12 protein-coding genes are annotated in these 13,539 nt (G+C 65.2%); 5 read left to right on the top strand and 7 right to left on the bottom strand.

What is annotated here, in order from left to right; all coding sequences use genetic code 11:
* Nucleotides 1–185 precede the first annotated feature (185 nt).
* The 3 genes from AC1MEM_RS20620 to AC1MEM_RS20610 all read left to right on the top strand — a co-directional run bounded on the left by AC1MEM_RS20620 (nt 186) and on the right by AC1MEM_RS20610 (nt 3,646).
* Nucleotides 186–1,910 carry a bifunctional diguanylate cyclase/phosphodiesterase gene (locus tag AC1MEM_RS20620; protein ID WP_499473701.1) on the top strand — a complete coding sequence of 575 codons (1,725 nt, stop codon included), beginning with the start codon at nt 186–188 and terminating at the stop codon, nt 1,908–1,910.
* Between the two features lie 119 nt (nt 1,911–2,029).
* A complete protein-coding gene (locus tag AC1MEM_RS20615; protein ID WP_499473699.1) occupies nt 2,030–3,106 on the top strand; it encodes a porin in 1,077 nt (358 codons plus the stop codon).
* Nucleotides 3,107–3,208: 102 nt separating this feature from the next.
* The gene (locus AC1MEM_RS20610) at nt 3,209–3,646 is read left to right on the top strand and encodes a hypothetical protein (protein WP_499473697.1); all 438 of its coding nucleotides are present in this window, start codon (nt 3,209–3,211) and stop codon (nt 3,644–3,646) included.
* A 340-nt stretch (nt 3,647–3,986) separates the two neighbouring features.
* Here AC1MEM_RS20610 and AC1MEM_RS20605 read toward each other — a convergent pair whose 3' ends face one another.
* The 3 genes from AC1MEM_RS20605 to AC1MEM_RS20595 form a co-directional block, all read right to left on the bottom strand.
* The gene (locus AC1MEM_RS20605; RefSeq protein ID WP_499473695.1) at nt 3,987–5,033 is read right to left on the bottom strand and encodes an SDR family oxidoreductase; all 1,047 of its coding nucleotides are present in this window, start codon (nt 5,031–5,033) and stop codon (nt 3,987–3,989) included.
* Nucleotides 5,034–5,167: 134 nt separating this feature from the next.
* Complete coding sequence (locus AC1MEM_RS20600) at nt 5,168–6,187, bottom strand: sulfate ABC transporter substrate-binding protein (RefSeq protein WP_499473693.1); 1,020 nt, start codon at nt 6,185–6,187, stop codon at nt 5,168–5,170.
* 147 nt (nt 6,188–6,334) lie between these two features.
* Nucleotides 6,335–6,547, bottom strand: coding sequence for a hypothetical protein (locus tag AC1MEM_RS20595; RefSeq protein ID WP_499473691.1), 213 nt, complete (start codon nt 6,545–6,547; stop codon nt 6,335–6,337).
* Nucleotides 6,548–6,682: 135 nt separating this feature from the next.
* Between AC1MEM_RS20595 and AC1MEM_RS20590 the strand changes: the two genes are divergently transcribed.
* Together AC1MEM_RS20590 and AC1MEM_RS20585 are read left to right on the top strand one after the other, a co-directional pair.
* A complete protein-coding gene (locus AC1MEM_RS20590; protein ID WP_499473689.1) occupies nt 6,683–7,387 on the top strand; it encodes a phosphatase PAP2 family protein in 705 nt (234 codons plus the stop codon).
* 13 nt (nt 7,388–7,400) lie between these two features.
* Nucleotides 7,401–8,237 (top strand): metallophosphoesterase family protein, encoded by an 837-nt coding sequence (locus AC1MEM_RS20585; RefSeq protein WP_499473687.1) that lies wholly within the window; start codon nt 7,401–7,403, stop codon nt 8,235–8,237.
* Between the two features lie 199 nt (nt 8,238–8,436).
* On the opposite strand, the gene cls is transcribed toward AC1MEM_RS20585, so the two are convergent.
* The 4 genes from cls to AC1MEM_RS20565 form a co-directional block, all read right to left on the bottom strand.
* Nucleotides 8,437–9,825: a cardiolipin synthase gene (gene cls / locus AC1MEM_RS20580; protein WP_499473684.1), complete on the bottom strand. Its 1,389-nt coding sequence runs from the start codon at nt 9,823–9,825 to the stop codon at nt 8,437–8,439.
* Nucleotides 9,822–11,957, bottom strand: coding sequence for a site-specific recombinase (locus tag AC1MEM_RS20575; RefSeq protein WP_499473682.1), 2,136 nt, complete (start codon nt 11,955–11,957; stop codon nt 9,822–9,824). The genes cls and AC1MEM_RS20575 overlap by 4 nt, the downstream gene beginning before the upstream one ends.
* A 137-nt stretch (nt 11,958–12,094) precedes the next feature.
* On the bottom strand, nt 12,095–12,502 hold the full coding sequence (locus AC1MEM_RS20570) for a hypothetical protein (RefSeq protein WP_499473681.1): 408 nt from the start codon (nt 12,500–12,502) through the stop codon (nt 12,095–12,097).
* Nucleotides 12,503–12,800: 298 nt separating this feature from the next.
* Nucleotides 12,801–13,469, bottom strand: a complete 669-nt coding sequence (locus tag AC1MEM_RS20565; RefSeq protein ID WP_499473679.1) for a YiaD family glycine zipper/OmpA-like lipoprotein — start codon at nt 13,467–13,469, stop codon at nt 12,801–12,803.
* Nucleotides 13,470–13,539: the final 70 nt, after the last annotated feature.

The following is a 13,539-nucleotide window of genomic DNA, read 5'->3' as shown; positions in this document are numbered from 1 at the left end:
TGTAGTCTGGAACTGTCCAGCCGCCGAAGGTGGATGCATGCAGGCATCCACCGCCCCGTCGTTTGTCACCAGAAACTTCCGGTCCCAAACAAAATAACTCAAAAGCATTGCAATAAAGCATCAGCCCGGTTGTCCACATCTTCCCGCGCAGCTATCATTGCCGATTACCCACGGACTTCATGCCGATGAACAACCCGCCCCGCAGCCCGGCCCGCGCAGTGGCCCGGCGCCCGCTGCGCCTGGCCACGCTGGCCATGCTCACCGTCAGCATCGCGGTCACCCTGACGGTGCTGCTGCATTTCGCCCTGGTCAGTCATTTCGCGCACCAGCAGGCGCGCAAGGAAGCGCAGTTGCGTCTGCAGCAGCTGTCGTGGCAGATGCGCGACTCGCTCAACCGGGTGACCGGCAATGCCGTCGCCAACGTCAGGCTGCTCTCGGAACTGCCGCAGGTGCGCTCCTTCGAGCGTCCGGATGCGACACGCCACGCGCTCGAATCGTTGCAGCGCGGTTTCCCGGACTATGCCTGGATCGGCGTCGCCGATATGCAGGGCAAGCTGGTCGCTGCCACCGGGCGCCTGCTGGAAGGGGCGGCGGTCGAGGCGCGTCCCTGGTACCAGGCCGGCATGCACGGCGTGATGGCGACGGACTACCATCCAGCGGCCTTGCTCGACAAGCTGCTGCCGCAGGCGGCAGATCCCTGGCGCTTCATCGATGTCTCGGCGCCGCTGATCGGCGACGACGGCAAGCTGCGCGGCGTCGTCGGCGTCCACATGAGCTGGCAATGGGCGCGCCGCCGCGCGCGCGAGCTGTTGACGCCGGCCCTGCGCGAGTACGGCGCCGAGGTGCTGGTGGTGCGTTCCGACGGCGTCGTGATCCTCGGGCCGGAGGCCCTGGTCGAGAAAAAATTCGAGAGCCCCAGCCTGCGCCTGGCGCTGGCGGGCGCGACCGCCTCGTTGCGCGAAGTGGGGCCGGACGGCAAGGCCTACCTGACCGGCTACAGCCGCACCGGCACGGCGGGCGACCGGTCGACGCTGCAGTGGGCTGTGCTGGTGCGCCATACGGAAGACGCGGCGCTGGCCGATGCGCGTAGCCTGCAGGACCGCATCATTGCGCTGAGCGTGCTGATGGCCGCGGTACTGGCTGGCTGCGCGGCCTTGCTGGCGCGGCGCCTGACGCGGCCAATGGATGCGCTCGCCGGCGCGATCGAGCAGGCGGTCGAGGCGACGCGCGCCGGCGGCCGCGCGCAGGACATTTCCGTGGTCAGCGGCTTCCATGAGGCGCAAGTGCTGTCGCGCGCGATGCGCGAACTGGTGCGCAGCGAAGAAGCCCACCGCAGCGCCCTCGAAACGATGAACCAGCAGCTCGAGATCACGGTCACCGCACGTACCGCCGAGCTGCAGGCCTTGCTGCTGCACGACGCCCTGACCGGCTTGCCCAACCGGCGCGCCCTGATGCAGGCCTTGCCGGAAGCCATGCATCGCGCCGCGCGTGCTGGCAAACCCTGCGCCTTGCTGTTCCTCGACATGGATGGCTTCAAGGCCGTCAACGATACCCATGGCCATGAAGAGGGCGACGAGTTGCTGCGCCAGTTCGGCGCCCGCCTGCAGGCTGCGGTGCGCAAGACCGACCTGGCCGCACGCCTGGCCGGCGACGAATTCGTGGTCGTGCTGGAAGGCTTGGGCGACGCCCGGGATGCGCATGAAAAGGCGGGCAGCGTGCTGGCCGTGCTGCGCGCGCCCTACACGCTGCGTCGCGTCACCGTCAGTGTCGGCGCCAGCATCGGCGTGGCCCTTCACCGGCCCGCGGACCGGCACGATCTCGACGCCTGGCTGGCCCGTGCCGACGGCGCCATGTACGCGGCGAAACGGGGCGGCAGGAACGCGGTGGCGCTGGCAGCCTGCGCCCTTTAGCGTGATCGTGGGAGTTTGCCTACACAACGACAAGCCTAACTGGTCAGCTGTATGTGCGACATTCGACAGATGAAACCGCTCCAGAGGGGTAAGGTAGAGGCGTAGAGAGGGATACGCCGATGCTCAAGTCGTTTGTCACGTTTGCAATACTGGGTGGAAGTGCCGCGCTTGCCTGCGCGCAGACCGGCGTCACGACTTATGGCGTGATCGATGCCGGCGTGGTGGGGCAGGGCGGCTGCGGCGATGCCTGCGCGACCCAGGTCGGCAGCGGCATCGCATCGGAATCGCATATCGGTATCCACGGCAGCGAGCCGGTCGGCAATGGGACCTCCGCCATCTTCACGCTCGAGAGCGGCGTGCGGGTCGACACCGGCCGCAGCGACCAGCGCGAGCGCCTGTTCGGGCGCCAGGCCTTTGTCGGCCTGGCCGGCGAATTCGGCGCGCTCACGATCGGCCGCCAGTACAACCTGCAATACCTGGCGCTGACCGATGTCGGCGATCCGTTCAAGGGCGGCATGGCCGGCAGCGCCAGTAACCTGATCGGCGGCGGTCGCCGCGTCGACAACAGCGTCCAGTATTTCGGGGCGCTGGCGCGCGGCATCTCGGCCGGCGCTTCGTATGCATTCAGGGAAAACGTCGATACCTCGCCTGCCGGGCGCGCCTGGGGCATGACGGTCGGCATCGAGGCCGGGCCGCTGACCGTGCGCGCTGCCCACCAGAACCTGAGCGCCGTGCGCGTCCAGCTCAACAGCAAGACCGCCAACGACACGGTGTCGCGCAATTCGATCCTGGCGGCCAACCTGCGCCTCGGCTGGGGCACGGCCTATGCGGCCTACAGCCTGAGCCGCGGCTGGGCCAGTTCACCGCTGTTCAATCCCGATAATCCTTACGGCGCCGGCCTGGCGCGCACCGCCTCGACCAACAGCCGTGACGTCCTGCTCGGCATGGCGGTGCCGGTCAGCGAGCGCACGACCCTGCTCACCTCGTTCATCCGCAAGGACGACCGCGACCTGGCCAACCAGGACGCCGACCAGGTCGCGTTCGGCGCGAGCTACGCGATCTCGCGCCGGACCGATTTCTACGGCGCCTGGTCGCATATCAAGAACCGCAACGGCGCCGGCTATACGGTCGGCAACGCCAGTGCACGCGGAAACGGTAATTCGGCCATCAACATCGGCATGCGCCACGCCTTCTAGCAGCCGGCGCTAGCGCAAGCCCTGCGCTGCGACGTGCGCTGCCGAATGGCTGTAGCCTGACACCATACAAAACTATCCGACAACCATCTTCACGGAGGCATCATGACTGGCAGTAGCACACTTGATCCGGACAACTTCCCGGAAGGCCCGGACCGCAGCCTTGGCAAGGGCCATGGCACCGACGCGCTGGGACCGAGCGATATTTCCGATACTGGCAGCGACGTGGTCGGCGGCCCGGGTTTCTCGACCAACCTCGACGACGACCAGGTGCTGCACCTGGACGAAGGCACGACCTCCGACCTCGAACAGAGCCATGCGGGCGACACCGCCGGTCCCGACGTCGGCGACGCGGATTTTTCCGGTGACAGCGACATGGGCGGCACCGGTGAACGCGCCGCGGCCGGCCGCGACACCGTCGCCAGGGATGGCGCCGACATCGATACCGACCGCATCGAGTCGATTCCCGACCTGCCGCTGACGGAGGAGGACACGGACTTTTTGGCCAGCCGTCCGCCGATCGGCAAGGACGCGGGGCAATAAAACCCCGTGCCGCGCAGGCTGCATTTCGCGATACGTACGACTACGACGCGGGGGAATAATCCCGTGCCGTGCTGCCTGCGCTCCGCGATCCGTAGGGTGGACTCTTGAGTCCACGCGGTACTGCGCCTGCACCATGAGAAGCAGAGTACGGCCGAGGCGCGTGCTTATAGCATTGTTTGCACATGCCACGGTGTGCGAAGGTAGTACCGCGTGGACTCAAGAGTCCACCCTACGGATTGCTCGTATCGGGCGTCGCCACTGAGTCTTTACCGAGAACCAATCAAAAAAAGCTGCGTCGATCAGATCGAGGCAGCTTTGTTTTGTGACCGCTCAGGCAGGTTCAAGCCCGGCCCAGCCGGCGCCGCGACAGCCCCGGCCCGGCCAGCTTCCAAGCCGCCAACAGCACGCCCCCGCCCAGCAAGGCCGTGACCAAAGGCGTTTTGTTCAGGCTCAGCGACGTATAGGCCGAGGTTTCCTTGACGCTACGCTCCGTCATGCCCTGGCGCTCGCGCAGCGCGTGCGTCGGATCCGGCGCGTGCAGGGCGTCCGGCCGTCCCGGCATCTTGTCGAACTTCGATTTTTGCTGGCTGAACATCGTGGCGCGCACATAGCGGTCCATCAGGTGAGGCAGGCGCGCGCGGCTGGCGGAGATGAACTTCGAGGCGCCGCCGACGAAGACTTCGCGCTTCGGGTGCTGGGCGCAGTGCAGGATCGCTTTGGCCACGATCTCGGGCGCGTACACCGGCGGCGGCAGCACCGCTTCCTTGTCCATGTAGTTTTTCGCGTGCACGGCGAACATGGTGTCGATCGCCGCCGGCTTGATCAGCGTGACGGAAATCGGCGCTTCTTCCTTTTCCAGTTCCATGCGCAGCGAATCGGTAAAGGCTTTCACCGCATGCTTGGAGGCCGAATACATGCCTTGCAGCGGTACCGGCGCATCCGACACTTCGCTGCCGACATTGATCAGGGCGCCGCCGCCGCGCTGCTTCATCTGCTTCACCGCTTCCAGCGAGCCATTTACCACGCCCCAGAAATTAGTCTGGAACAGGCGCTGGTGGTCTTCCAGCGACACGTCCTCGAGACGTCCGAAGGTGCCGACCCCGGCATTGTTGACCCAGGTGTCGATGCGGCCGTAGCGCTCGAGCGCGGTCTGGCCGATGCGGGCGACATCGGCAACATTACCAACATCGGCGGCCACCGCCGCCACCTGGCAACCCTGGCGCCGCAATTCGCTGGCAAGTTGGTCCAGCGCGTCGCCGTTGCGCGCGGCAAGCACCAGTTTGGCGCCCTGTTCGGCCGCCATGCGGGCGGTGGTGAGACCGATGCCGCTACTGGCGCCGGTGATGACGATGACCTGTTCGTTGATGTTGCGAAGTTTTGCTGACATGTCGGCTTCCTTTCCTGGGGGTAGTACGGGAAGGACTGCCGCTTCAAAGCCACAAGGGTGCCCGGCGGCAGGCCACGAATATCAAATAGACACAGTCGTGGCCAAGTGCTGGATTTCAAGGCATGAATTTCACCTCATTTTTTGCCTGGCTGGTAAACCTGGTCGAACACGCCGCCGTCGGCGAAGTGGGTCTTCTGCGCATTGGTCCAGTTGCCGGCGATCTGGTCAAGCGTGAACAGCTTGATGTTTGGAAACTGCGTCGCATACTTGCGCGAGAACTTCTCGACTGCCGGGCGGTAGTAATTTTTGGCGATGATGTCCTGGCCTTCGTCGCTGTACAGGTATTCGAGGTAGGCCTGGGCCACCTGGCGCGTGCCGCGCTTGTCGGCGACTTTGTCGACCACGGCCACCGGCGGCTCGGCCAGGATGCTCACCGAGGGCGCGACGATCTCGAACTTGCCCGGACCGAGTTCGCGCAGGGCGAGGAGCGCCTCGTTTTCCCAGGCCAGCAGCACGTCGCCGATGCCGCGCTCGACAAAGGTGGTGGTGGCGCCGCGCGCGCCCGAGTCGAGCACCGGCACGTTCTTGTACAGGCGGTTGATGAAGTCGCGCGCCGTGGCCTCGTTGCCGCCCGGCTGGCGCAGCGCATAGCCCCAGGCCGCGAGGTGGTTCCAGCGCGCGCCGCCCGAGGTCTTCGGGTTCGGCGTGATGACCGAGACACCCGGTTTCACGAGGTCGCCCCAGTCCTTGATCCCTTTCGGATTGCCCTTGCGCACCAGGAACACGATCGTCGACGTGTAGGGCGCGCTGCGGTACTTCAGGCGCTCCTGCCAGTTGTGCGCGATAAGGCCGCGTTCACTGATAGCATCGATGTCGTAGGCCAGTGCCAGCGTGACAACGTCGGCCGGCAGGCCGTCGATCACGGCGCGCGCCTGCTTGCCCGAGCCGCCGTGCGACTGGCGCACCGTGACCTTGTCGCCGGTTTTGGCCAGCCAGTGTTTGGCAAAGGCCGCGTCGAAGTCCTGGTACAGCTCCCGCGTCGGGTCGTACGACACATTGAGCAGCGTAATGTCAGCCGCAGATGCGACCGTGAAAGCGGCGGACTGGGCCAGCAGCGCGATGGCCACCAGCGATTGGGCGATTTTCTTGAACATACGTTTCTTCCGGATGAGTTGGGCTTACTGCTAGAGTAGGTCCCGCTTCACCCGAAGAAAACGAATGATTTCAGCTATGGTTATGCGAATTTCAACGCTTGCCCTATTGCTACAAACAGGCAGCGTGCAGGCCCGAGGGCCCGCCATTCAGTGCGCCCTGGAGAGGATGAGGAGCCAACGGCCGAACAGCAACACCTCGACGTGGCCCGGCTCGACGCCCGTATCGCACTCGATGATCGGGTTGATCGGATAGAAGCGCTTGCGGAAGTCGCGGGTGATCAGGATTTCGCGTTGGCCAAAACGCATAAGAAAAGGTGCAGGAGCGTATTCCAGGCCGAAGGAGTTGTTCAGAGTGGTCATTGACGTTTCCCTTGTTTGAATTATGTTGGTCAGTGAAAACAGAATAGCACAACTACTGTATAAATCCACAGGTACTGTACATAACACCAGTAAAAATAATTAACTGTAGTTTTTTTGCCATGGCCCATCCATTTGATGATTGATTCCTTGACGACCCGCCGGCACCTGATGCCCGGCCTGCTGGCGCTACTGCTGGCGCTGGCCGGCTTCGCCTGCATCGCCGCGGCTGTCATGCACAATGCGCCGATCACCTTGCTCGACCTGCGCCTGGCGAACTGGCTGCATCTCCACGCGAACGACAGCACGCTGCTGCGCAGCTTCATGTTCGGGATCACCCAGCTGCACAGCACGCCCGGCGCGCTCGGCCTGACCGCGCTGGCGGGCTGGTGGATGGTGCGGCGCGACGCGTACTCCTGGATGCTGGCGCTGGTGGCCGCGGTGCCGGGCGGGATGCTGCTGAACGTGGCGCTGAAGCACATCTTCGTGCGTGCGCGCCCGCATTTCGACCAGCCGATCATCACGCTGACGACCTACAGTTTCCCCAGCGGCCATACGGTCGCCGCGACCCTGTTCTACGGCGTGCTGGCCTGCTACCTGACGCGCCATGCGCACAGCCGGGGCGCGCGCCTCGGCATCGTCGTGCTTGCTTGCGCGATGGTGCTGCTCGTTGCAGGATCGCGCCTGTACCTGGGCGCCCATTACCTGTCCGACGTGTTGGCTGGAATGCTCGAGGGCTGCGCCTGGCTGGCGATCTGCGTCACCGGGAGGGCGATGCTGCAGCGGCCCCGGCGAAGGCCAGCAGGGCAATCCGAACACTCCGAATATCCCGAATATCAATGAGCGAGGAACCCCGATGCGAACACTCATCCACCTGTCCGACCTGCATTTCGGGCGTGTCGACCAAGCCTTGCTGGGCCCGCTGCGCGACCTGATCCATTCGATCGCGCCCAGCGTCGTCGTCATCTCGGGCGACCTGACCCAGCGCGCCAGGCCCGAGGAATTCGAGGAAGCGCGTGCCTTCCTCGACACCTTGCCCGGGCCGCAGATCGTGGTGCCGGGCAACCATGACATTTCCCTGTACAACGTGTTCCGGCGTTTCGTCAAACCGCTCGACCGCTACAAGCGCTACATCACGGACGACCTCGACCCGATCTATGCCGACGAGCAGATCGCGGTGGTGGGCGTGAACACGGCGCGCTCGCTGACGATCAAGGACGGGCGCGTGAACAAGGAGCAAGTGGCGAAGATCCGTGAGCAGCTGGCCGGCCTCGATCCGAACGTCACGCGCATCGTCGTCACCCACCACCCCTTCGACCTGCCGACCACCTTCGAGGAACAGGACCTGGTCGACCGCGCGCCGATGGCGATGGAGGTGTTCGCCGAATGCGGCGTCGACGTGCTGCTTGCCGGACACATGCACGTGAGTCATGCGGCCAGCACGGCCTCGCGCTACCAGATCGACGCTTACGCGGCGCTGGTGGTGCAGGCAGGCACGGCGACCTCGACGCGGGGCAGGGGAGAGGTCAATTCCTTCAACCTGCTGCGGGTCGAGCATGAACGGGTCGAGGTGGATCGTTATGGCTGGGATGCGCTGACGAAGTCCTTCCGCGTGATCCTTACGGAGAAGTTCCTGCGCAGTGGGAATGTATGGGCGTCGGCGGCGGAAGGCATGCTGGCGGCGGGCTTGTGACGGGTGAACCGAGCGGCGCGGCCTGAACCTTGCGATCCGTAGGGTGGACTCTCGAGTCCACGCGGTGCAACGCAGGCATATCGAAACGCGCGCAAAGCGTATGTCCAGGGATGTTCTCAGGCGCCGCGGTATGCAAGGGTGCGACCGCGTGGACTCGGGAGTCCACCCTACGGATCGCGCCTCGCAAGCGGCGCCGTACTCAGATCCAGTACTCCGTCAAGCGCGACGCCCATTCCTTGATCCGGTCCGCCCAGGGCCGGTCGCGCCATTTTTCCAGCGTCACTTCCTTCGAGTCGCGCAGGTCTTCGTTGAAGGCGCTTTCCATGTCGCGCCCGAAGGCAGGGTCGATCACGACCACGTTCAGCTCGTAGTTGTGGATGAAGCTGCGGCGATCAATATTGGCCGAGCCGATCGTCGACCAGGCTTCGTCGATGACGGCCGTCTTCGCGTGCAGCACGGCCACCTGCAGCTGGAAGATCTTCACGCCGCCCGCCAGCAACTGGTCGAAGAAGGCCTGGCCCGCATACATGACGAGGCCGTGGTCGGACACGCCCGGCAGCACCAGCTTCACGTCCACGCCGCGCTTGGCGGCGGCAATGAGCGCATCGACCACCTGCTGGTCGGGCACGAAATAGGCCGAGGTGATGTGGACCGATTTCTTTGCTTCGCCGATCGCCAGCATCAGCGACTTGTAGATTTCCGAGTTGCTGCCCGGCTCGGTGGCGAGCACGCGCACGAACTTGTCGCCGACGGGCGCCAGGCGCGGGAAATAATCGCGCGCCGACAGCTCGCCGCCTTCCTGGCGCACCCAGTTGTTGACGAAGGCCCACTGCAGCGTCGCCACCGCCGGACCTTCGATCTTCACGTGGGTATCGCGCCAGCCGACCTTGTTCTTGTCGACGTTGTCCGGCTTCCTGCGCGAGCGGAACAGCGAGCTGTTGGCGTAGTCGCTACTGATGTTGATGCCGCCCGTGAAGGCCGTGCTGCCGTCGACCACCATGAGTTTACGGTGGTCGCGGTTGTTGATCGACCAGTTGCCCCTGGCCTTGGCCGGATTGACGGGGTTGAAGGCGATCATGTTGATGCCGGCCGCGCGCATGCGGTCGAAAAACACTTGCGGGGTGCCGAGGGTGCCGACGCTGTCGTACATGACGTTCACCGTCACGCCCTGGCGCCGCTTTTCCATCAGCAGTTCGGCGAACTGCAGGCCGATCGGGTCCTGGTCGAAGATATAGGTTTCGAGGTTGATCGAGGTGGTCGCGCTCTTCACGGCCGCCATCATTTCGCGCATCGTGGCCGGACCGTCGAACAGCAGCTGCACGCGGTTGCCGGCGATCAGCGGCAGGCCGGTGGCCTGTTCCTCCAGCACGGCCAGCTGCTTCAGGTCGCCGGTCGCATTCGCCCAGCGGCGCTTGAGCAGCTGCGCGGCCTGCTGCTTCTGCAGCGTGCCTTTCGCGGTTTCGACCGTCGGGTTGGCCTTCTGCGGCGTGTCCGGCAGCCGGTCGGCATCGGGCAGCGTGCGGCAGGACGCCATCACGCCCACCAGAAGCAACGATGCGAGCGACCATTTGATCCGTTGCATGTTCATTTGTTTCCCCTTGTGGCGACGTGGATCTCGATCGTGTCGACGTCCCTTGGTCCGATAAAAAAGTCGAGCGGCGCGCTCATGAAGCGCCGGCCGAGTGCGCGCAGCAGCAGGATGCTGCGTTTGAACTGGATCTTGCGGGCGCGCAGCGCCACCCACAGCGCCAGGCTGAAGCTCACCAGCAAGTTCACGGCACCGATCAGCGCCACGCCGAGCGTGGCATTCGCGGCCATCTCCCAGCTCATCCGGTAATCCAGTCCCACCAGGGCGGTCGCGACATTCGCGGTCGAAAAGGTGACGTGGCGGATGTCGAGCGGCAGGCCGAGCAGGTAGCCGACGGTGCCGGTGGTGCCGAGCAAAATGCCGAAATAGAAGTTACCCATCAGGCCGCCGAGATTGTCCTCGACATAGCGCGCCAGGCGGCCGCGCCGCTTGTCGCCGATCAGGCTGCCCAGCCAGCGCAGCTGGCGCACCCGCTGGCCCATGCGCGTGTAGAGCGCCTTGTTGTCGTAGTAACCGGAGATCAGGCCGGCCACGAACAGCCAGACCCCGGCAATGGCGGCATAGAACAGGGCCGGGGTGTGGATCGGATCGATGTCGTGCAGCAGGTGATGCGCCTTCTCCGGCGAGACGAGGTGGTGGCCGGTCATTTGCTGCCAGGCGATGGCGATCACCAGCGCGGTCGGGAAAGCGACCACGACGTTGCCTAGCACCGAAACGATCTGGGTGCGGAACACCTTGTTCACCAGCTCGGCCATGCTGTCGAAATCGATGCTGCGCCCGTCGCGGCTGTGCAGGCCGGCGGCGATGCGCTGGGCCGTCATGGCCGGCTGCTTGGTGGCGATGGTCCAGTGCAGCATGTGGACAAACATGAAGCCGAGCGAATAGTTCATACTGAACAGGAAAGCCTCGACCAGGGGCGCGGCGCGCAGGTAAGACAGCAAGATCTTGAAAGTCGCCATGAAGCCGACGATGAAGCCGGCGCCGGCCGCGGCCTTGAACATGTCGCGCAGCTGGGCGCGGCTTTCGGCGATGTAATGCTCGCCGGTGCGGCTGGCGTTTTCGGTGACGTTACGGGCCAGCAGGTGGATATTGTCGCGAAACAGCCCGCGCACCTGGTATTTCGTGTTGTGGGCCTCGACCAGTTCCTGGGCCAGGGCCAGCGCCGCCGCACGGCGCGCGCTGACCGGACGCGGCGGTCCCGCGACGGGCGGGATGGGCACCAGGGCGCGGCTTTCCGAGGCCGGCTGTTCGGGCAGGTCCTGCGGCGCGGCCAGCAGCACCGGCGCCTCTTCTTCGGCCGATTCGCTGCTGTCGACCAGGAACAGCAGTTTGCGCAGCCGCTCGATGCTCTGCGTAATGGCGACAAGCACATAGGTCAGCGCGACGCTGGTGCCGAAGGAGAGCGAATTGCGGCGGATCTTGCCGACGACCTCGTCGCACTGGTCGAGCATCACGAGCAGGTGGCGCGGATCGTCCGGGCGGGCAATCGTGCCTTGCAGGAAGCTGCCGTATTCGTCGAGGTAGTGGTTGACCTCGATGTTCTGCATCAGGAAGGGCGAATCGAAATCCTCGATCTCGCTGTAGCTGTGCACCAGGCGCGGCTCCAGGCCCAGCGCGCAGACGCGGCAGGACAGGGTGCGGATGGCGTCGAGCATGCCCATCGTCGTGACCAGGTGCGCGCGGTCGGGCGCGGCGTCCATCGGCGGCGGCGCCTCGGCGACGACGTCGAACAGGGCCAGCCAGTCGGCGTCGGGGACCGAGCGGATCCAGTAATGATCCTCTTCCGCATACAGCACCTGGTCGAGCGCATCGGACAGGTATAAATCGTCGAGCGCGGGCGGCAGCACGCGCCAGGCGATGCGGCGCTTGAGTTCGGTGAAGAAGCCGTCGTTCGAGAGGATGCCGATGTCGCTGTAGAGGCTCGTGTGGCGGCGTTTTTCGAGCAGGGTGACGATATAGCTGCGCAGCGCCCAGGCCTGCGCCGGGTTCCCTTTCAACAGTTGTGTGAGCGTACGCACGGCCGCGCGCGCATGGCCGGGATGACGCCGGCGCGGGCGCAGGCAATCGACCAGCTCGATGAGCAGGTCGATGTCGTTGCTGTGCGGGTCGACGCGTTCAAGAATGTCAAGCATACAATTTCCGTTTCCTCATAGCGGATAGTGTACGCGTTGAAACCGGACGTGCTTGGTACGGCAGCGTACGCATCGGCAGATGAGGACGCTTGAGAGAACGATCGCGTTATACGGGTAAGGTGGGCGGGTAAGCCAGTTCAGGTGTATGCCAGAAGCAAACTCGTTAACATCGCTCCTGCGCCCCAGCAGGCGAGGCCGCACAGCACCGCCATGCCCAGCGCGCCATTCCAGCCGCGCCGCGCATAGCGCCGGCCGAAGCGCCGCCGCACCAGGCGCCACTGGGGCGCGGCCGCGCCCAGCAGCCACAGGCCGAGCCAGGCCAGGGCCAGCCACCGGGCAAACGGCGCGTTGCCGTTGACCCGCTCGGTAATGGCGCCGGCCAGCAATTCCAGCGCCAGCACCAGCACGCTGCCCAGTAGCCACCACTGCGCGCTGCGGGCGGCACGCGCCTGCCCCAGCACGCGCCAGTTGTGCATCAGGAGCCAGGACCCGAACACCGGCGTGAAGAACAGGCTCCAGGCGACGACCGCCGACGGACGCCACAAGGCAGGTGTTTCATGGGAGTCGTGCTGTGGCGGCGCGCAGGTATCGGGCATGATGGCGACAGGAAATGTTGCTTAAACGAAGCAACACTATCCCGCCGGAACGGCTTCCTGTCCTTGCGCTGGGTCCGCGTTCATGGCGTCCAACGGAAGGGTTTGCAGCAATACGACAGTCTTGACGCCGACGCCCTCGCCGTGGGGCAGGCGCAAAAAAAGCCGCCCGGCGTGCACCGGGCGGCTTGCTCTTCATAAGAAATACTTATGCGTGCGGTCGAAGTAGATGCCAGTCTTATGAATCGACTTAGCCGCGGCCAGGTTCCGCCACGTAGATCTCGACGCGGCGGTTGCGTGCGCGGCCGCTGTTGTCGTTGTTCGAGGCGATTGGCTCGCGTTCGCCGCGGCCCTCGACCGTGATGCGGCTCGGGTTCACGCCGCGCCCGGCCAGGTAGTCGCGGGTGCGCGCCGCGCGGTCGACCGACAGCGGCTGGTTGATGGCCGGGCCGCCGGTGTTGTCGGTGTGGCCGATGATGACCACGTTGGTTGCCGGGTTCTCGTTGAGGGTGGCGGCGAAGCGCTCGAGCACTGGCTGGAAGTTCGGCTTGATGTCGGAACGGCCAGAGTCGAAGGAGACGTCGCTCGGGATGTCCAGTTTCAGGCGGTTGTCGGAGGTCTGCGTCACCTGCACGCCGGTGCCGCGGGTCGCCTGCTCCATCGCCTGTTTCTGCTGCTCCATGCGCTTGGACCAGATGTTGCCGATCACGGCGCCGGCTGCGCCGCCGATGACGGCGCCCTTGGCGGCGCGGCCGCCGCCGCCGCCGTGGGTGGTGCCGCCGATCAGCGCGCCGAGGGCTGCGCCGGCGCCGGCGCCTTGTGCGGTGCCGCGCTGGGTGGCGCTCATGTCGGCGCAACCGGAGACGCCCAGGGCGAGGACGGTGGCTGCGACGGCGGATTTGGTCAGTTTCGAATACATGATGTGCTCCTTGAAAGAAAAAATCCGTTTCGTAGGCGCGCCCATGGGGCACGACCGCGAAACGGATTGG

Source organism: Telluria sp. AIW5 (assembly GCF_056680575.1).
Note: the sequence above shows the minus strand (reverse complement) of the source record. Positions and strands in the feature narration are given on the sequence as shown.